We start from the raw sequence: 17984 nt of genomic DNA on the forward strand, positions 1-17984 counted from the left end.
TAGGGGCTGACCGGCCACTGCTGTACGGACAGTACGGTAGATGTGGCTCAGAGCGACGCCCCGAAGTCACGCCCCGCGTTGGAGCGGGCCTGACGTGGGTACCCACAGGTCCATGCGAATAAGCGTGGTGGATGTGGGCTCGAACACGGTCCGTCTGGTGGTGGCGGACGCGCAGGACGGGGTGCCGCTGCCGGTGCACACGGCGAAGTGGCGGCTGCGGCTGTCCGACGACGTGCGGCCGGGCGGGCCGGTGCCCGAGGAGGCCGTGGAGCGGCTGGTGGAGGCGGTCGAGGGGGCGAACCGGACCGCGGCGAGGTGGGGCGCGGCCGGACCGCTGGCCTTCGCGACCGCCGTCGTGCGGGCGGCACCCAACCGTCAGGAGGTGCTGCGTACCGTCCGGCAGCGGACCGGCGTCGGGCTGTACACCCTGCCCGGCGAGGTGGAGGCCGAGCTCACGTTCCTCGGGGCGCGCCGCTGGATGGGCTGGCGGTCCGGGCCGCTCGCCCTGATGGACATCGGCGGCGGCTCGTTCGAGGTCGCCTTCGGTCGCGGGCGGCTGCCGGACTTCGTGGCCTCACTGCCGCTCGGCGCGGGCCGGCTGACCCATGAGTTCTTCGAGGGCCAGGACCCGCCGCCCGCGGAGCTGGTCCGGGAACTGCGCCGCAAGGTCCGCCACCAACTGCGGGACGTGGCGGCCCGGATCCGCTGGGAGGGCCCGCGCACCGCGGTGGCCACCTCGCGCACCTTCCAGCAGCTGGGACGGCTGTGCGGGGCGCCGGCGGGACGCCACGGTCCCTTCATGGAACGGCAGTTGCGCCGCGCCGACCTGCGTGAGGCCATCTCCTGCCTGGCCGCGCTGCCGTCCGCACAGCGGGCCGAACTGCCCGGCATCTCCGCCCCGCGCGCCCTGCAGAGCCTGGCGGGAGCGGTGATCGGGCACACGGCGATGAAGCTCACCGGCCTGGAGACCGTCACGATCTGCCCCTGGGCGATCCGTGAGGGAGTGCTGCTGCGGCACATCGAGGACGGCCCCGCCTGGTGGGCGGAGATCGCCCGCCGCAACGAGGAGACCACCGCCCCGGACCCGGTGCCGCTGCGCCTCGCGGCCGCCACCCGCTGAACGGGACGAACAGGAAGGAGACGTCCGTGTCCGAGAAGAGGCAGCACAAGGACAGCGCCCTGGACGAGGTCGTGGGCGAGGTCGAGAAGGCCGAGAAGCGCACCCGCGAGACCGACGAGGAGCGTGCGCACCGGGGTGAGGCCGGCGACGCCGTCACCCCCAACACCCGCGCCCAGGAGGAGTCCGAGGGCGAGTGATCTACTCGGGCGGCGCGCCCAGCGGCCGCGCCGCCAGCGCGCTCGCCACTCCGTGCAGGTTGGCGGCCATGGCCCGGCCCGTCCGGTGCGACCAGGCGCGGCCGCGTTCGTCGTCCAGGTAGTCGGGGCCGGGCCCCGGACCCAGGTGCCAGTACGTCCATGCCTGGCCGGGCACGGTGTAGCCGATGTCGGCGAGCGCCCCCGAGATCTCGCTGATCACGTGGTGCGCGCCGTCCTCGTTGCCGGTGACGACCACGCCCGCGACCCGGTTGTAGGCGACCGGCCGGCCGTCGTCGTCCGTCTCCGAGAGCATCGCGTCCATCCGCTCCAGCACCCGCTGGGCCACGGAGGAGGGCCGGCCGAGCCAGGTCGGCGAGGCGACGACCAGGATCTCGGCGTCCAGCAGCTTGGCGTGCACGTCCGGCCAGGCGTCGCCCTCCCGCACGGGTTCGCTGACCACGCCCGGCTCGATGGCAAGGTCGACGGCGCGTACGACCTCCACGTCCACGCCGTCCTTCTCCAGCTGTTCCACGACCACGCCCGCCAGCGCCTCGGTGTTGGACGGGTCGGGCGACCTCTTCAGGGTGCAGTTGAGCACGAGTGCCTTCATGCCGCCCCGGAGTACCCCTCGGGGGCGGATCCAGGCGCGCGGGTGACCCACCCCGCCCCGGGTACTCGGGGCCCATGCCACACGAACGTCATCAGGAACCGTCGCTGCCGTCCGCCCGGGGACCCGTCTCCGCGGCCGTGCGGGAGTACCTGCTCGGCACCGGAGCGCTGCCCCGCCACGAGTCCGTCGCGGGCGCGGACGTGTACGGCGTCGACCTCCAGCTCGCCCTGTATCTCTGCTACGAACTGCACTACCGCGGTTTCGCGGACGTGCCCGCCGACCGGGAGTGGGACCCCGGCCTGCTGCGCACCCGCGCGGCGCTGGAGCACCGCTTCCTGTCCGCCCTGCGCACGGACACCCAGGCCCACGACAGCGTGGAGGACGCGCTCGCCGACCTGCTCGTGGAGCCCGTCGACGGCACCGGAGTAAGTCACTTCCTGAGCAAGGAGGGCGAGCTGTGGCAGGTCCGCGAGTACGCGGCCCAGCGCTCGCTGTACCACCTCAAGGAGGCCGACCCGCACGCGTGGGTGCTGCCCCGGCTGTGGGGCCGGGCCAAGGCGGGGATGGCCGCGGTGGAGTTCGACGAGTTCGGCGGCGGCCGCCCCGAGCGGGTCCACGCCCGGCTCTTCGCCGAGCTGATGACCGACCTGGGCCTGGACACGACGTACGGCCACTACCTGGAGGCGGCCTGCGCGGAGATGCTCGCCACGGTGAACCTCATGTCGCTGCTGGGTCTGCACCGCAGCCTGCGCGGGGCGCTGGTGGGGCACTTCGCGGCGGTCGAGATCACCTCCTCGCCCGGCTCCCGGCGGCTCGCCGACGCGATGCGCCGCACCGGCGCGGGACCGGCCGCCGAGCACTTCTACGACGAGCATGTCGAGGCGGACGCCGTCCACGAGCAGGTCGTACGGCATGACGTCATCGGCGGCCTGCTGGCCGAGGAGCCGCATCTCGCCCCGGACGTCGCCTTCGGCATCGACGCCACCGGATTCGTCGAGGACCGCCTCGCCGACCGTCTGCTCGGCGACTGGCGTGCGGGGCGCTCGTCCCTGCGGTCACTCCAGCCATCCGAAACCTCCCATATTTCCTGAATGCCGGGGTACTTGGCGGGCGTGAGATCACTGATACCGCCTCTGTCCCTCCCCGGCGTCTACGCCCCGCAGGAGGACACCGCGCTCCTGGCCGGAGCCCTGTCCGAAGAACCGCTGCCCCCGGGTGCCCATGTCCTGGACGTGGGCACCGGCACCGGTGCGCTGGCACTCCAGGCGGCCCGCCGGGGCAGCCGGGTGACCGCGGTGGACGTGTCCTGGCGTGCCGTGTGCACGGCCCGGGCGAACGCCTGGCTGACCGGTGCGTCGGTCCGGGTCCACCGCGGGAACCTCTTCACGCCCGTGCGGGACCAGTCGTTCGACCTCATCCTGACCAACCCGCCCTACGTCCCCGCTCCCACCCGGAACGGCCGGCCACCGCGCGGACGGGCGCGGGCCTGGGACGCGGGGCACGACGGGCGGGCCGTGCTGGACCGGGTCTGCCGGGAGGCTCCCGGTCTGCTGCGGCCGGGGGGTGTGCTGCTGATCGTGCACTCCGCGCTGAGCGATCCCGGGCGGACCGTGGGGCATCTGCGCGGGGCGGGACTCAAGGCGGCCGTGACGCGCCGTCACAGGATCCCTTTCGGACCGGTGCTGCAGGGGCGGGTGGACTGGCTGCGTCAGCGCGGCCTGCTGTCCGCCGACGCCTGTGACGCCTCCGATGCCGCCGACGAGAAGGAAGAGCTGGTGGTCGTCCGTGCCGAACTCCCCGTCTGACGCCGACCGTCCGTGCCGCGTCCGGATCCAGCACCGGGGCCCGCTGCTGGTGGAGGGCCCCGTGGAAGTGGAGCTGGAGGACGGCAGCACGGTCGCCTCCGACCGCTTCCGGGTGGCCCTGTGCACCTGCCGGCGCAGTCGCCGCTATCCCTGGTGCGACACCAGCCACCGCGAGCGGACACGCTCCTAGACAAGCGGTCGGAGACCGAATGGGTCCGACCTGCGGACGGGCCGGTGGCCCCCGCTCCCCCCGCTGTCGGCGCTCCCCCGGCAGGGGTGAGCCGAGGGGCCGGCGGACGGCCCCACTCCGTCCGCCGGCCCTCGGTACGGGATCGCCGGGTGCCGTGAGAGGGGCGGCACTCCCCAACTGCGGGCCCCTGGGCAGGTCACGGCACCACACGATCCCGGTCCCTCAGAACGTGAAGACGCTGGTCCCGTAGGAGTTCTTCACGCACTCGTTGGCGAAGGTCCGCTCGTAGGAGACGCGCTTGCCCCGCCAGACGCCGTCGACCGTGACCACCACGGGGTCGTACTCCCGGGTGCACCGGACGTCGCTTCTGCCCGCCAGGGCGTCGAAGTCCCCGTCGACGGCGCGCAGTTCGGCGCAGGCCGGGCTCGCGGCCGGATGGGTACCCGAGGGCCTCGGGGCACAGGTCAGGGTGACGGCGCGTTCCGGGGTGACGGTGGCGGCGCTGTCGCCGTGGCCGAGGGTGAGCACGAGAGCCGAGGGGGCGTAGAGGCTCTGGGGGGCGGCGGCCGGCTCGGCGAGCGCGGCCCCGGTCAGAGGTCCGCAGACGGCGGTGGCCGTGAGGCCGAGGGTCGCTGCCCAGCGCGCGGTGTTCCGCATTGTGTGCATCCTTCCGCTGGATTCGAGGGTGTCGCCGTCCGACTCGGTCGGTGCCGGAGCGGCGAGCGCGAGTCTGCCGAGTCCTGGCCCGAACTTCACATCGACCCCACAGCTTTCAGTAACCTTGCGTGTTGAATCAGTGGCTCGAAGTCACATCATCCGAACAGTAGAGCCCCTCAACTGCACGGTTCTCGATCATCCGTTCCGGCCGGATGGCCTGTTTACCCCGCCTCTGCAATAGGCCTGAAACATTCCGCTTCAGCTCTCGGCGCACCCCGCCGCGACCCCTTGTGTTCATGAAGCAGTGGAGTAATCGTCATTACATGATTACTCAGGAGCAGAGAGACAAGCTGCGCGGCTGGTTCACCGGCCGGCTGCCCGACGACCTCTTCGAGTCGCTGGTGGAGGTGGTCGTCGACCGCGAGGAGATCACCGTGATCGGCCGCATCCCCGGGCCGCGGCTCGCCGAGGGCGTCTCGGCCGCCGAGCGGGGGGCCGCCGTGAAGGGGCGCATCCAGGAGTTCCGGGAGCGCACCCGCGAGGAGCGGATGGAGGTCGCCCGCGAGGCCGAGCACACCTTCCGCCGCAAGGTGTCGTGGGGGGTGGAGTGCGACGGCGAGCGCGCCCTGTTCACACATGTGGCGGCGCCCGTCATGACCCGGCTGCGGCAGCCCGAACGCCAGGTCCTGGACACCCTCATCGCCGGCGGGGTGGCCCGCAGCCGCAGCGACGCGCTCGCCTGGTGCGTCCGGCTGGTCCAGCGGCACACCGACGACTGGCTCGCCGAGCTGCGGGAGTCCCTGGAGCACGTGCAGCGGGTGCGGGCCCAGGGGCCGGACACCGAGGAGGTGGCCGATTCCTCCACCGAGGACGCCGAAGATGGATGAAACGTCCACTGGCCGGGGTGCCGCGACGGGCCGTAGCGTCGGCACACCCCAGCAGGACGGCAGCCGCGTGCGCCGCACACCCCGTGGCGGACGCGGGCCGTCCTCCGCCGCCGCGCCACCCCGCGCTCCACCGCCGTTCTCCCCGCTGGAGCCCCCTTGTCCCCGCAGCCCGACACCGCCAGGCAGTCCCTCACCGAGGTCGAGACCCACGGAGTGGACCGCATTCCCGACGCGGACCGCACCGCGCGTCCGCTGGACCTGTTCCGGCTGGCCTTCGGCGGCGCGAACACCTTCTCCACGTGTGTCCTCGGCGCCTTCCCGATCCTCTTCGGCCTCTCCTTCTGGCAGGGCCTCGCCGCCACCCTCCTCGGCGTCCTGGTCGGCGCGCTGATCCTGTCTCCGATGGCCGTGTTCGGCCCGGTCAACGGCACCAACAACGCCGTCTCCTCGTCCGCGCACCTCGGCGTGCACGGCCGCGTGGTCGGCTCCTTCCTGTCCCTGCTGACGGCGATCGCGTTCTTCTCCATCTCGGTGTGGAGCTCCGGCGACGCTCTGGTCGGCGGCGCGCACCGGCTGTTCGGGCTGGGGCGCGGCGATCTGACGTACGCCGTCGCGTACGCGCTGTTCGCCGGGCTCGTCCTCGCGGTGTGCGTGTACGGCTTCCGGTTCATGCTGTTCGTCAACAAGGTCGCGGTGGCCTCGGCGACCGCGCTCTTCCTGCTCGGCGCGATCGCCTTCGCCGGCGACTTCGACGCCTCCTACGCGGGTGTCTTCACGGATACGGCGGACGCGGCGACCAAGGACCTGTTCTGGCCGTCGTTCATCGGCGCGGCGCTCATCGTACTGTCGAACCCGGTGTCGTTCGGCGCGTTCCTCGGCGACTGGTCGCGTTACATCCCGGCGAGCACCCCGCGCCGCCGGGTGATGGGCGCCGCGTTCCTGTCCCAGCTCGCGACCCTGGTGCCGTTCGTCTTCGGTCTGGCCACCGCGAGCATCATCGCGGCGAAGGCGCCGGACTACGTCGACCCGGCCGCCCCGGACTTCGTGGGCGGACTGCTCGCCATCTCGCCCGGCTGGTACTTCCTGCCGGTGTGCCTGCTGGCCCTGATCGGCGGCATGTCGACGGGCACGACGGCCCTGTACGGCACCGGCCTGGACTTCTCCTCGGTGTTCCCGCGGCTGTCGCGGGTGCAGGCGACCGTGCTCGTCGGCGTGCTGTCGACCGTGTTCATCTTCGTCGGGCGCTTCGCGCTGGACCTCGTGCAGTCCATCTCCACCTTCGCCACGATGATCATCACCTGCACCACGCCGTGGATGGTCGTGATGATGCTGGGCTTCTGGACCCGGCGCGGCTGGTACGACCCGGAGGCCCTCCAGGTGTTCAACCGCCGTCAGCGCGGCGGCCGTTACTGGTTCGCGCACGGCTGGAACTGGCGGGGCATGACCGCCTGGTGGGTGGCCGCGGTGACCGGCGTGCTGTTCACCAACATCCCCGGCCAGTTCGTGGGGCCGCTGGGCGACCTCGCGAACGGCGTCGACATCAGCCTGCCGCTCTCGCTCGTGGTGGCCGCGGTGCTGTTCCTGACACTGCTGCGCGTCTTCCCCGAACCGCGAGCCGTGTACGGGCCCGAGGGGGCGCGGCTGGCCCGGACCGTCGAGGTGGCGGTGGAGCCGGTCACCGGACCGGGGGCGGTGACCGTGGCGTCGGCTACGTTGCGGGCATGACTGATTTCGTACTCGTGGCAGGTGCACGCCTCGGCGCGTCGGCGTGGGACGAGGTCGCGGCGGAGCTGCGCGCGGCCGGACACGAACCCCGTCCGCTGACGCTGTCCGGCCTCGCGGAGAAGCAGGGCCTCCCGGCGGGGCAGCGGACGCATGTGCGGGACGTCGTCGAGGAGGTCGAGCGGCTGGATCCGCGCGAGGTGGTGCTGGTCGGGCACAGCTACTCGGGCGTCCCGGTGGGGCAGGCGGCCCAGCTGATCGGGGACAGGCTGCGGCGCGTGGTGTTCGTCGACGCGAGCGTCCCCGTCGACGGGGAGTCCTTCCTGGACGGCTGGCCCAGCGACGACGTCCGCAGGACGATCGAGGAGAGCGGCGGGTTCTGGCTCCCGGTGGGCCCGGAGCACTACGCCGACCAGGATCTGACAGACGAGCAGATATCCCGGCTCATCGACCGCTCGTCCCCGCATCCGGGCGCCACGCTCACCGAGCCCGCCGTCCTCACCGGCCCCCTCGACGAGCTCCCGGCCACCTACGTCAAGTGCCTCCTCGACGGCGAGGAGCCGATGCCGGTGGTGGCCGAGCTGCTGAAGAACGAGAGCTGGGAGCTGGTCGAGATGGACACCGGGCACTGGCCGATGTTCTCCCGGCCGCGCGAACTGGCCCGCGTGCTCGCCGACATCGCGGTGGCCCCGCCCGCCTGACCAGCGCCCGGCCGTCGATATCGTCGACGCACTCGACGACGAGAGGCGGTTCGCACGGATGGCCAAGCACTGGGCTGACTTCCAGTACGAGATCTACCTGAACGGCATGTCCGGCGCCGTGCCCCGGCTGCCCACCGACCTCACCCGGCTGGAAGAACTCACCGAGCAGCGGCTCGGCCCCGGCCCGGTGGGCTATGTGGCGGGCAGCGCGGGCGACGGCAGCACGGCGCGGGCGAACCGGGCGGCCCTCGAACGCCGCCGGATCGTGCCGCGCATGCTGCGGGACGTGCACGAACGCGACCTGTCCGTCGAGGTGTTGGGCCGTGCCCTGCCCGCCCCGCTGGCGCTGGCGCCGGTCGGCGTGCTGTCGATCATGCACCCGGACGCCGAGTCCGCCGCCGCCCGGGCCGCTGCGGCACAGGGCGTGCCGTACATCCTCTCCTCGGCCTCCAGCACGCCGATGGAGCAGGTCGCCGAGGCGATGGGGGACGCCGAGCGCTGGTTCCAGCTGTACTGGCCGAAGGACCCGCAGGTGGCGCTGAGCTTCCTGGAGCGGGCGAAGGCGGCCGGGTTCACCGCCCTGGTGGTCACCCTGGACACCCCGCTGCTGTCCTGGCGGCCCCGCGACCTCGACCAGGCGTACCTGCCGTTCCTGCACGGCGTGGGCACCGCCAACTACTTCTCCGACCCGGCCTTCCAGGCGGGCCTGGCCAAGCCGGTGCACGAGGACCCGAACGCGGCCGTGCTGCACTTCGTGGGCATGTTCGCGGACCCCGGCAAGACCTGGCCCGACCTCGCGCTGCTCCGCGAGCACTGGGACGGCCCGATCGTCCTCAAGGGCATCCTGCATCCGGACGACGCCCGCCTCGCCGCCGACGCCGGGATGGACGGGGTCGTGGTCTCCAACCACGGCGGCCGGCAGGTGGCCGGGTCCGTCGCCGCGGCCGACGCGCTGCCCCGGGTGGTGGCGGCGGTCGGCGACCGGCTGACCGTGCTCTTCGACAGCGGCATCCGCACCGGCGACGACGTCTTCAAGGCGCTCGCCCTCGGCGCCCGCGCCGTGCTGCTCGGACGGCCGTACGTGTACGGTCTCGGGCTCGACGGGCAGCCCGGCGTGGAGCACGTGATCCGCTGCCTGCTCGCCGAGCTGGACCTCACGCTCGCCCTGTCGGGCCACGCCACACCGGCGACGATCAGCGCGGACGACCTCGTGGAGGACCGTGTGTGAGGGGAGGCCTCCGCGTGCGGAGGCCTCCCTGTCATGGCCGGGCTCGCGGCGGGGCCGTCGCTAGACCTGGTCCCTGAGTTCCGCGGGGCGGGCCTGCGGAGCCTCGCTCCCGTTGACCGACAGCGACCCGGGGCTCGCGCCGCCGACCGGGTCGGTCAGCCAGCGCTGCTGCTCCGAGCGGTCGCGGACCTTGACCACGATGTCGGCGCCCGGATCATCGGTGGTGGCGGCGAGGGCGAGCTGCTCGTCCCAGCGCGGGATCAACTCTCCCTGCACGGTGAGGTCGTAGCGCACGTCCTCGGCCCGCTTCGCCTTGTCGTCGGCGCACTTGCCGAGGATGACCACGCCCGCGTCCACGTGCGAGTCCAGGCACAGCTCCGGGTTCGCCTCGCTGCGCAGCAGACCGTCGGCCTCGTACGACCACTGCTGGGTCACGTCGGTCGAGCAGGCGGCCAGTTCGGTGCCGGCACCCTCCTTCACCGTGCCCCGGATGTCGAGGCAGAGGTCGGCGGCGGCGTTGCGCAGCCGGGTCACCGCCGGTGCGGTGGGCAGCTGGGCGGGGCCCGGGGTCCGGGTGCCCGCGCTCGGGGCGGTGTCGGTGCCGGTGGCGCTGGTCGAGGCGGCCGGGTCGGCGCCGTCGTCGTGCGACCACAGGCCGGTGGCGAGCATCGCCGCGAGGATCCCCGCGGAGGTCAGGCCCACTCCGGTGAGGACCGTGCGCGAGGAGCGCAGGCCGCCGCCCGCGTCGGGGCCCCGGCGGCCGGGGGTCGGGATGCGCGCCAGGATGCGGCGGCGTTGCGCGCCGTGCCGACCGCTCCCCCGGCCGCGCGCGGAGTCCTGGGGCGTACGCCCGGCGCGCAGTTCGAGATAGCGCCGGGCACCCCAGCCCAGTACCGCCTCGGCGACGAGGACACCCAGACCGCCCTCGAAATGGCTCAGTTGTTCCGCGGCGGAACGGCAGTAGCGGCACTCCGCCAGATGCTCCTGGACATCCGGCAGCAGGGCGCCGCCGCGCCGAATCGGAACATCGAGGAGGCGGTTGTAGAAGCGGCAATCCTTGGTCGGCGCGAGTTCCCGATGGGCATGTACACATCCTTCTCGGAATTTTTCACGCGCCTGTTCGAGCGCTGCCGACGCGGTGTCGGTATCCATGCCGAGGAGCGCGGCGGGCACGGCAATCGACTCGCCCTCCACCTCGGTGTGCCACAGCAGACAGCGGGCGAGTCCGGGAAGGGACTGGAATGACCGCTCGGCGAGCTTGCGGTTTTCGGGCGTCATGGACTTCGCGGCGCGCATCCCGCGACCGCCGTTGGGTTTCACCAAGTCCGGCAGAACACCTGTTATTCGGTCCTCGGCCGTCCACTCCCTGACCGTGTCCCGCACGGCCACAAGGGTTCTGGGGCGCAGCGCGAGGGCCGGTTCGCCGAGCGCGAGCCGGTCCAGGACCTGGTGGAAGGCGGCGGCGGCCACCATGGAGGCGGTCTCGGACGGGGAGGCGAGACAGATCACCGCGTATTCGTGGGCCGGTTTCCAGTGGCGGGCCATGAGCAGGGCGACGGCCTGGGCGGCCTCACCGTCGGGACGCCCCCTGAGCCGGGCGGCGAGATCCTCGTCGGATTCTCCGGACGCGCCGCCCGGTGGTGGGTAAGGCGGGAGCGGGGGATGGGGGGTGGGCACTGAGCGGATTCCTTCCCAGGGGCATGGGACTCACAGAAGTTCTCCTTGCCGAAAAGAAGTGCCGGACGGGGCATCCCTTTTGGGCGCGGCGGGGGAAGCACGAATTCGCCGACGCCTCTCCGACCCGGTTCCCCACGGGACGAATGCGACCCGGCCCTTGCCCCCCACACAGGTGCATCACCCTTGCACAAGTCACTCACGGCCAACAAGGCACCCGAGCAACATCCACACCAATTGAAAGATAGTCAGAAGGCCTCGCAACTGCGTGCCCTCGCACCGGCTTTCGACATTCCATGCGCCCCGTGTGAAACCCGCGCACGCGCCGGAGCGCCGCGCACGCTCCCTCGGTGCGGCGCCCGGTAGTCCACTGGTACCGGCCCTTCTCGGAGGCCCCGCGCGGGACGGCGGCTCTCCCGCGCGAAACCCCGGCCGCCGACCCCGTTCCTCCCGCCCTCGGTCGGCGGCCCCGGGGCGGGACGGTCGGCGTCCGGCCGGGGCGGCTCGACCCGGGTCACCTTCCCCACGCACCCGGAACCCGGGTCGGCTTCCCCACACACCCGGAACCCGGGTCGGCTTCCCCACCACCCCACTGCCTCGACTCCGGGTCACCCGCCAGGCATCCGCCCCCGCCTCGCCCCGTCGCCTCAGATCTGCCAGGACCGCAGCCGGTCCGCCGCGCCGTACACGTCGGTCTTGCCGGAGATCAGATCGCGGGCGAGGTCGACCAGGGCGCCGTAGGGCGGGTCGATGCCGACGCCGCTGACGAACATGTAGGCCACGGCGGTGGCGCAGGCGAAGCGGGCGTTGGCCGACGGTAAGGGCTTGAGCAGGGCCAGGGTGTGCAGCAGCGCGGCGGCCCGCCAGGCCGGGTCGGAGTCGACGCCGAGGCGCGGCGGATCGACCCGGTGCCGGGCGACGGCGGCGACGAGGGCCGAGAAGTCGTTGATCGTGGGCTGCTCGGGCAGGACCTCTTCGTGCCGCTGGAGCAGCCAGGGCACGTCGATGTGGACGACGGAAGCCATCGTCAGGCGACCCGCCCCGCGCCCTTGCCCGCCGGTTCGTCCTCGGGGAAGGCGGCGGCGAACTCGTCGGCGTGGGCGGAGAAGAACCTCCGGAACGCCTCCGCGCCTTCCTGCAGGGCCCGGTGCCGGGCGATGTCGGCCGCGGCGGCCTCCCGTACGAGGGCCTTCATCGACGTACCGCGCTCCTTGGCGATCTGCCGCAGGTCCTCTAGCTCGCGATCGCTGAACTCCACGTTGAGAGCTGGCATGCCACCACGGTACCGCGCGGGTACTTGACCGTAAATACCCGCAGGTCAAGACGGGTTCGATGCGGTACCTGACGAACGGGAGCACGGTGTCTGGTTCCCGCCGGACGAACGGCGGACGGCGTCCCACACTCGAAGGCGGGCCCGTGGAACCGAGAGCGAGGAGCACACCATGACCGTCACCCCCGAGCGGGCACGCGCCCGTGTCGCCGAGACCGACTGGGCCGCGCTCGCCGCGGAGCTGGACACGCACGGCTGTGCTCCGACGGCCCCGCTGCTGACGCCCGCCGAGTGCCGCGACCTCAGGGCCCGCTACGAGAAGCCGGAGCTGTACAGGACCACCGTGGACATGGCACGGCACCGCTTCGGCTCGGGCGAGTACCGCTACTTCACCCACGACCTGCCCGCCCCGGTCGCCGCCCTGCGCGCCGCGCTCTACCCCCGTCTGCTGCCCGTCGCCCGCGACTGGGCGGCCCGCCTCGGCCGCCCGGCGCCCTGGCCGGATTCCCTGGAGGAGTGGCTGGAGCGCTGCCACGCGGCCGGTCAGGACCGCTCGGCGCAGATCCTGCTGCGCTACGCGGAGGGCGACTGGAACGCGCTGCACCGGGACGTCTTCGGCGACCTGGTCTTCCCGCTCCAGGTCGTGATCGGTCTCGACGAGTACGGCACCGACTACACCGGCGGCGAGTTCCTGATGGTCGAGCAGCGCCCCCGGGCCCAGTCCCGGGGCACGGCGACCGTGCTGCCCCGCGGCCACGGCATGGTCTTCACGACCCGCGACCGCCCGGTGCGCACCCGGCGCGGCTGGTCGGCCGGGGCGATGCGGCACGGGGTGAGCGTGGTGCGCTCGGGACACCGGCACGCCCTGGGGATCGTCTTCCATGATGCCTCCTGAATGAGGCGTGGGTCACATTCCGGCGGCTCGATGTCACAAACACGCCCCCTGAAGGCCTCGCAGTAGTGAGCGCGCCGCTGGGAGGCCCACCCGATGTCCGAGATCCCCGTACCCGGCACCGATGACCCGACCGGTGTCTTCGTCGAGCACCGAGAGCTGTTGTTCGGCGTCGTCTACAACATCCTGGGCAGCGTCACCGACACCGAGGACGTGCTCCAGGACACCTGGCTGTCATGGTCGCGCCGGGGCGCCGGCGGAGTCGACAACCCGCGCGCCTACCTGGTCCGGATCGCCGTCAACCACGCCCTGACGCGGCGGGCCGCGGTCAACCGCCGCCGCGAGACGTACGTCGGCCCCTGGCTGCCCGAACCCCTGGTCGCGGAGGAGACGAGCGCCGACGACCCGGCGCTGCGGACGGAGTCGGTGTCGCTCGCGCTGCTGGTGGTTCTGGAGTCGCTGTCCCCGCTGGAACGCGCGGTGTTCGTGCTGCACGAGGTGTTCGGGTACACGCACACCGAGATCGCGGAGATCATCGACCGCAGACCGGCCGCCGTACGGCAGTTGGCGCACCGCGCGCGGGAGCATGTGCACGCCCGCCGGCCGCTGTACGAGGCGCATCCGCGGGTGCGCCGGGAGGCGACCGAGCGGTTCGTGCGGGCCGCGGTCGGCGGGGACATCGCGGAGCTGATGGAGATCCTCGCGCCGGACGTGACGGTGTGGACGGACGGCGGCGGCATGCGCAAGCAGGCCCTGCGGCCGGTGCACGGCCGGGACAAGGCCGCCCGGCTGCTCAACGGGTACGCCAAGCGGGGCGCTGCCGACCTGGATCTGGAGCTGCGCTACCGGCGGGTCAACGGCGACGACGCGGCCGTGCTGTTCGCGCACGACTCCCCGTACGCGGTGATCGTCCTGGACCTCACCCCGGAGGGCGACCGGGTCTCGAACCTCTTCGTCGTCACCAACCCCGACAAGCTCACGCACGTCAAGAAGGAGGAGGCGTGACCACCACGCGGCGCCCGGCACCGGCGGGCAGAGGCGAGCGGCTGTCCGGCTGGCTCGACGGCCGGCTCGGCACCCGCACCCTCGGTGCGAAGTACCTGCGCAAGGTCTTCCCGGACCACTGGTCCTTCCTGCTCGGCGAGATCTGCCTGTACAGCTTCGTCGTGCTGATCCTGACCGGCGTGTGGCTCACCCTGTTCTTCCATCCGTCGATGAACGAGGTGACGTACCACGGCAGTTACACCCCGCTGAACGGGGTGCGCATGTCGGAGGCGTACGCCTCGACGCTGGACATCAGCTTCGACGTGCGCGGCGGACTGCTGATCCGCCAGCTCCACCACTGGTCGGCGCTGATCTTCGTGGCCGCGATGCTCACGCACATGATGCGGCACTTCTTCACCGGCTCGTTCCGCAAGCCGCGCGAGGTCAACTGGCTGTTCGGCTGGGCCCTGTTGTTCCTGGGGCTCTTCGAGGGCCTGTTCGGCTACTCGCTGCCGGACGACCTGCTGTCGGGCACGGGCCTCAGGTTCGTCTACGGCGCCACCCTGTCGGTGCCGATCGTCGGGACGTATCTCGCGCTGTTCCTGTTCGGCGGCGAGTTCCCCGGCCATGACATCGTGGCCCGCTTCTACTCGCTGCACATCCTGGTGATCCCCGGCATCATGGCGGCGCTGGTGGTGGCCCATCTGATCCTGGTCGTGTACCACAAGCACACCCAGTTCGCGGGCCCCGGCAAGACCGAACGGAACGTCGTCGGGACCCCGTTCTTCCCGGTGTACCTGGCGAAGGCGGGCGGCTTCTTCTTCCTGGTCTTCGGGGCGCTCACCCTCATCGCGGCCGTGGCGTCCATCAACCCCGTGTGGTCCTACGGCCCTTACCGCGCCGACCAGGTCTCCACGGGCGCCCAACCGGACTGGTACCTGGGCTTCGCGGAGGGCCTGGTGCGGGTGATGCCGGGGTGGGAGGTGACCCTCGGGGGCCACACACTGATCCTCGGGGTGCTGATCCCGGTCGTGATCTTCCCGCTGCTGCTGGTCTTCATCGGCGTCTACCCGTTCCTGGAGGCCCGGTTCACCAAGGACAGGCGGGAGCACCACCTCCTGGACCGCCCGCGCAACAAGCCCCTGCGCACCGCGATCGGCGCGTCCTGGATCAGCCTGTACCTGATCCTGCTGGCGGGCGGCGGCAACGACATCGTGGCGACCCGGCTGCACCTGTCGATCAACACGGTCACCTGGGCCGTACGGATCGGGATGTTCGTCGTCCCCGCGGTGGTCTTCGTCCTCACCCGGCGGATCTGCCTGGGGCTCCAGCTCCGCGACCGGGAACTGGTGGTGCACGGCCGGGAGACCGGGGTGATCAAGCGGCTGCCGCACGGTGAGTACGTCGAGGTGCACCAGCCGCTCGACCAGGCCCGGCTCCACACGCTCACCGCGCACGAACGGCCCGGTGAGCTGGTGGAGCACGCGCAGGTCAGCCTTGATCCGCCACGAAGGACGCCATCCGGGTCAGGGCCGAGTTCCAGTTGATGGTGTGCTCGTTGGTCGACCAGGACTGGATGTCGTCGATGTAGCAGAACTGGCCGACACAGCCCTGGAGTTTGCTCTGTGCGTAGGGGTCCTGGATGCCCGAGTTCGGCCCGCCGGCGAGGGTGCCCTTCGGCGGGTTCGGCTGGTTCGGGTCGAGCTGGTGGGCGTACCAACGCGCGTGCTGGTTGTGGGAGTTGACCTCGCCGTAGCCGGTGACGTACGAGATGTTCAGAGCGTTGCGGCCGAAGAGGTAGTCGATGCCCTTGAGCGCGCCGTCCCGGTACTTGGAGGCGCCGGTGATGTCGTAGGCGGTGGCGATGACGATCCCGTTGTGCAGGATCTGGTGGTTGGAGCCCCAGTCGTAGAGGTTGCCCTCCGGGGCGTACGGCATGCCGTAGGGGTGGGCCGTCAGGGTGGCCAGGTAGCGGTCGGCGCCCTTGACGACCGACTGCCGCACCTTGTCGCGGCCGGGGAGCTTGCTCGGCACGGTCGCCAGGTCCAGCCGGGCGGCCGCGGCCGTGCGGGCCCAGTCGTAGCCGACGGGGACGAAGATGTCGGCGGTGTGGACAGGTGAGGTGAGGACGTAGTCCTGGAACGCCTTCTCGCCCGTGGTGAGGTACAGCTCGGCCGCCGCCCAGTAGAACTCGTCGGTGACGTTGTTGTCGGCGTAGGTGCCGCCGCCGGTGCCGTCGCTCTCCGAGGCGTACAGGTCGGGGTGGGCGAGGGCAGCGGTCCAGGCCGTGCGGGCGGCCGCCAGGGCCTTGGCCGCGAACGCCTTGTCGTAGGGCCGGTACAGGCGGGCGGCCTGCGCGGCCGTCGCGGCGAGGTTCAGGGTCGCCGCGGTGGACGCCGGGTGCAGTTCACGCTTCTGCGGGTCGTCGCTCGGCAGCAGCGGCAGACCGGTCCACTGCTCGTCGTGGATCTTGTGGTGGGCCATCCCGGCCAGCGGCTGCCCGGCCGGCACCTGCATCTTCAGCAGGAACTCCAGCTCCCAGCGGGCCTCGTCGAGGATGTCCGGCACCTTGTTGCCGCTCTCCGGGATGGCGAGGGTGCGGTCGCCGAGCTTGCCGGGCTCCCCGGTGCGGGCCAGCAGTTCGCGTTCGTAGGTGCTGAGCAGCTCCCAGGTGGAGATGCCGCCGTTGACGACGTACTTGCCGTGGTCGCCGGCGTCGTACCAGCCGCCGGTGACGTCGAGGGTGTAGTCGCACACGCCGGGCTGGCAGGGCACGTTCCGGTCGCCCTGGTTGGGGGCCACGTTCACGTGCCCGGCGGCACGGCCGTAGCCCGGGCGCAGGTCGTCGCGGATCGCGATACCGCTGCGCTGGGTGTAGTAGTACTTCGCCGCGTCGAGACGGAGCTGCTCGTAGGCCGAGACGTCGATGTCGAAGGGCCGGCTGGTCTCGCCGTCGGCGACGAGGGTGAACCCGCTGCCCTTCCTCTTGTAGGCGCCGAAGTCGATCGAGTGGACGTTCTGCCCGGAGGAGGCGTCGACGCCCCGGGGCACGGTCGAGCCGTGGGCGACGACGGCGCCGGAGGCGTTCTTCAGCTGCCAGGGCAGCTTGATGGTGGCGTCGGTGACCAGGGTGGCGTTCTTCGGCCCCGCGGGCAGGTAGGCGACCTGGTTGACCCGCACCCGCGGTCCGGTGTCGGGCTCGTAGACCTCGGGCGGGACCCCGCCCAGCAGGGACGCGTCGTCCATGCAGAAGCGGAACGGGTCGGCGCTGCCGCCGAGTTGGAAGCCGACCTGGGCCTGCGCGGTGTCGACGGGCGAGGTGAAGGTGTACGCGTAGGAGTTCCCGGAGACGCTCAGCTGCGGGCTCACCTCGAACCAGGTGTCGTAGGGCGCCACTTGCAGCCCCACGATCGCCCGCAGGACGTGTCCCTCGGGCGACCCCTTCGCGGTGAAGGAGAACTTGTACGACTCGCCCTTCACCAGGGTCACGTCGTTCTGGCCGACGGCCGCGTCCCAGCGGTTGGCGGTGCCGCCCGGCACGTCCGCGCAGAGCTGTCCGTCGGACAGGCCGGCGGTGACGTTGCTGGTCGTCCACCAGGGCTCGGTGCCGGTGTCGAAGGTGCCGTTCTTGAGCTGCTCGACCTCGTCGGCGACGGCCCCGGACGCGGGGAGGCCCACGAGTGCCGTCCCCACGAGAGCCGCCAGGGCCAGCAGAGTGGTTCTGTGTCGTTTCACGTCTGGGCTCCTCTGGAGAGGTGCGGGTGACGCTCGCGATGGGAGCGCTCCCAGATGCGGACGCACGCCATGGTTGTTGCAGGCATGACACTGCGTCAACCAGTGGGGAGCTCCAAGTTGCGGACGGAGCCGAGGTGAACACCGTGGGTTCGTCGGGCCGTTGCGCTGATGGCCGCCGGGGTGGCACCACTACGGCCGGATTTCCCTCTTGACCGGCGTCCGGCGGCCGACAGGGGTTCGCCGACCGCGGGCGAGCGCGACGCACTAGTCTTGGAGCCCAAGTGACAGGTTTGTTCACTGAGAGTGCGCGCA

18 protein-coding genes are annotated in these 17984 nt (G+C 71.7%); 12 read left to right on the top strand and 6 right to left on the bottom strand.

The window, feature by feature from the left end; translation table 11 throughout:
* Nucleotides 1-112 precede the first annotated feature (112 nt).
* Both ACFULQ_RS04165 and ACFULQ_RS04170 read left to right on the top strand, forming a co-directional pair.
* Complete coding sequence (locus ACFULQ_RS04165) at nucleotides 113-1120, top strand: Ppx/GppA family phosphatase (RefSeq protein WP_383537855.1); 1008 nt, start codon at nucleotides 113-115, stop codon at nucleotides 1118-1120.
* 26 nt (nucleotides 1121-1146) lie between these two features.
* The gene (locus ACFULQ_RS04170; RefSeq protein ID WP_383537858.1) at nucleotides 1147-1317 is read left to right on the top strand and encodes a hypothetical protein; all 171 of its coding nucleotides are present in this window, start codon (nucleotides 1147-1149) and stop codon (nucleotides 1315-1317) included.
* A 1-nt stretch (nucleotide 1318) separates the two neighbouring features.
* On the opposite strand, the gene ACFULQ_RS04175 is transcribed toward ACFULQ_RS04170, so the two are convergent.
* Nucleotides 1319-1927: a flavodoxin family protein gene (locus ACFULQ_RS04175; RefSeq protein WP_383537860.1), complete on the bottom strand. Its 609-nt coding sequence runs from the start codon at nucleotides 1925-1927 to the stop codon at nucleotides 1319-1321.
* Nucleotides 1928-2001: 74 nt separating this feature from the next.
* Between ACFULQ_RS04175 and ACFULQ_RS04180 the strand changes: the two genes are divergently transcribed.
* The 3 genes from ACFULQ_RS04180 to ACFULQ_RS04190 are packed head-to-tail and all read left to right on the top strand — an operon-like array spanning nucleotide 2002 to nucleotide 3922.
* A complete protein-coding gene (locus tag ACFULQ_RS04180) occupies nucleotides 2002-3018 on the top strand; it encodes an iron-containing redox enzyme family protein (RefSeq protein WP_383537862.1) in 1017 nt (338 codons plus the stop codon).
* On the top strand, nucleotides 3019-3732 hold the full coding sequence (locus ACFULQ_RS04185; protein ID WP_383537865.1) for a HemK2/MTQ2 family protein methyltransferase: 714 nt from the start codon (nucleotides 3019-3021) through the stop codon (nucleotides 3730-3732). It abuts the gene before it with no gap.
* Entirely contained in the window at nucleotides 3713-3922 is a 210-nt protein-coding gene (locus tag ACFULQ_RS04190) for a CDGSH iron-sulfur domain-containing protein (protein WP_383537867.1), read from the top strand. The genes ACFULQ_RS04185 and ACFULQ_RS04190 overlap by 20 nt, the downstream gene beginning before the upstream one ends.
* Nucleotides 3923-4144: 222 nt before the next feature.
* Here ACFULQ_RS04190 and ACFULQ_RS04195 read toward each other — a convergent pair whose 3' ends face one another.
* Nucleotides 4145-4579 carry a protease inhibitor gene (locus tag ACFULQ_RS04195; protein ID WP_383537870.1) on the bottom strand — a complete coding sequence of 145 codons (435 nt, stop codon included), beginning with the start codon at nucleotides 4577-4579 and terminating at the stop codon, nucleotides 4145-4147.
* Nucleotides 4580-4902: 323 nt separating this feature from the next.
* Between ACFULQ_RS04195 and ACFULQ_RS04200 the strand changes: the two genes are divergently transcribed.
* The 4 genes from ACFULQ_RS04200 (at nucleotide 4903) to ACFULQ_RS04215 (ending at nucleotide 9117) form a co-directional block, all read left to right on the top strand.
* Nucleotides 4903-5466, top strand: coding sequence for a hypothetical protein (locus ACFULQ_RS04200; protein ID WP_383537872.1), 564 nt, complete (start codon nucleotides 4903-4905; stop codon nucleotides 5464-5466).
* Between the two features lie 156 nt (nucleotides 5467-5622).
* A complete protein-coding gene (locus ACFULQ_RS04205) occupies nucleotides 5623-7191 on the top strand; it encodes a purine-cytosine permease family protein (protein WP_383537875.1) in 1569 nt (522 codons plus the stop codon).
* A complete protein-coding gene (locus tag ACFULQ_RS04210; RefSeq protein ID WP_383537878.1) occupies nucleotides 7188-7889 on the top strand; it encodes an alpha/beta fold hydrolase in 702 nt (233 codons plus the stop codon). Before ACFULQ_RS04205 ends, ACFULQ_RS04210 begins: the two co-directional genes overlap by 4 nt.
* A 58-nt stretch (nucleotides 7890-7947) precedes the next feature.
* A complete protein-coding gene (locus tag ACFULQ_RS04215; RefSeq protein WP_383537881.1) occupies nucleotides 7948-9117 on the top strand; it encodes a lactate 2-monooxygenase in 1170 nt (389 codons plus the stop codon).
* Nucleotides 9118-9177: 60 nt separating this feature from the next.
* On the opposite strand, the gene ACFULQ_RS04220 is transcribed toward ACFULQ_RS04215, so the two are convergent.
* The 3 genes from ACFULQ_RS04220 to ACFULQ_RS04230 form a co-directional block, all read right to left on the bottom strand.
* Nucleotides 9178-10794: an RICIN domain-containing protein gene (locus ACFULQ_RS04220; protein ID WP_383537883.1), complete on the bottom strand. Its 1617-nt coding sequence runs from the start codon at nucleotides 10792-10794 to the stop codon at nucleotides 9178-9180.
* A gap of 644 nt (nucleotides 10795-11438) precedes the next feature.
* A complete protein-coding gene (locus ACFULQ_RS04225) occupies nucleotides 11439-11816 on the bottom strand; it encodes a hypothetical protein (protein ID WP_020134791.1) in 378 nt (125 codons plus the stop codon).
* 2 nt (nucleotides 11817-11818) lie between these two features.
* Nucleotides 11819-12064, bottom strand: coding sequence for a hypothetical protein (locus ACFULQ_RS04230; RefSeq protein ID WP_030323130.1), 246 nt, complete (start codon nucleotides 12062-12064; stop codon nucleotides 11819-11821).
* A gap of 169 nt (nucleotides 12065-12233) precedes the next feature.
* Here ACFULQ_RS04230 and ACFULQ_RS04235 point away from each other — a divergent pair, with 169 nt between their 5' ends.
* The 3 genes from ACFULQ_RS04235 to ACFULQ_RS04245 all read left to right on the top strand — a co-directional run bounded on the left by ACFULQ_RS04235 (nucleotide 12234) and on the right by ACFULQ_RS04245 (nucleotide 15484).
* On the top strand, nucleotides 12234-12956 hold the full coding sequence (locus ACFULQ_RS04235; RefSeq protein ID WP_383537887.1) for a 2OG-Fe(II) oxygenase: 723 nt from the start codon (nucleotides 12234-12236) through the stop codon (nucleotides 12954-12956).
* Between the two features lie 93 nt (nucleotides 12957-13049).
* Nucleotides 13050-13958, top strand: a complete 909-nt coding sequence (gene sigJ, locus ACFULQ_RS04240) for an RNA polymerase sigma factor SigJ (protein ID WP_383537890.1) — start codon at nucleotides 13050-13052, stop codon at nucleotides 13956-13958.
* Nucleotides 13955-15484, top strand: coding sequence for a cytochrome bc complex cytochrome b subunit (locus ACFULQ_RS04245; RefSeq protein ID WP_383537892.1), 1530 nt, complete (start codon nucleotides 13955-13957; stop codon nucleotides 15482-15484). Before sigJ ends, ACFULQ_RS04245 begins: the two co-directional genes overlap by 4 nt.
* Here the strand turns inward: ACFULQ_RS04245 and ACFULQ_RS04250 are convergent.
* Nucleotides 15429-17672, bottom strand: a complete 2244-nt coding sequence (locus tag ACFULQ_RS04250; protein WP_383537893.1) for a glycoside hydrolase family 9 protein — start codon at nucleotides 17670-17672, stop codon at nucleotides 15429-15431. The genes ACFULQ_RS04245 and ACFULQ_RS04250 overlap by 56 nt on opposite strands.
* Nucleotides 17673-17984 lie beyond the last annotated feature (312 nt).

Source organism: Streptomyces sp. NPDC057253, assembly GCF_042669125.1.
In the GTDB taxonomy this organism is placed as follows: domain Bacteria; phylum Actinomycetota; class Actinomycetes; order Streptomycetales; family Streptomycetaceae; genus Streptomyces.

Coding starts and splice junctions, on each gene's coding strand:
- ACFULQ_RS04165 (WP_383537855.1), top strand. CDS start 113: ATGCGAATAAGCGTGGTGGATGTGGGCTCGAACACGGTCCGTCTGGTG.
- ACFULQ_RS04175 (WP_383537860.1), bottom strand. CDS start 1,927: ATGAAGGCACTCGTGCTCAACTGCACCCTGAAGAGGTCGCCCGACCCG.
- ACFULQ_RS04180 (WP_383537862.1), top strand. CDS start 2,002: ATGCCACACGAACGTCATCAGGAACCGTCGCTGCCGTCCGCCCGGGGA.
- ACFULQ_RS04185 (WP_383537865.1), top strand. CDS start 3,019: ATGCCGGGGTACTTGGCGGGCGTGAGATCACTGATACCGCCTCTGTCC.
- ACFULQ_RS04195 (WP_383537870.1), bottom strand. CDS start 4,579: ATGCGGAACACCGCGCGCTGGGCAGCGACCCTCGGCCTCACGGCCACC.
- ACFULQ_RS04200 (WP_383537872.1), top strand. CDS start 4,903: ATGATTACTCAGGAGCAGAGAGACAAGCTGCGCGGCTGGTTCACCGGC.
- ACFULQ_RS04210 (WP_383537878.1), top strand. CDS start 7,188: ATGACTGATTTCGTACTCGTGGCAGGTGCACGCCTCGGCGCGTCGGCG.
- ACFULQ_RS04215 (WP_383537881.1), top strand. CDS start 7,948: ATGGCCAAGCACTGGGCTGACTTCCAGTACGAGATCTACCTGAACGGC.
- ACFULQ_RS04225 (WP_020134791.1), bottom strand. CDS start 11,816: ATGGCTTCCGTCGTCCACATCGACGTGCCCTGGCTGCTCCAGCGGCAC.
- ACFULQ_RS04230 (WP_030323130.1), bottom strand. CDS start 12,064: ATGCCAGCTCTCAACGTGGAGTTCAGCGATCGCGAGCTAGAGGACCTG.
- ACFULQ_RS04235 (WP_383537887.1), top strand. CDS start 12,234: ATGACCGTCACCCCCGAGCGGGCACGCGCCCGTGTCGCCGAGACCGAC.
- sigJ (WP_383537890.1), top strand. CDS start 13,050: ATGTCCGAGATCCCCGTACCCGGCACCGATGACCCGACCGGTGTCTTC.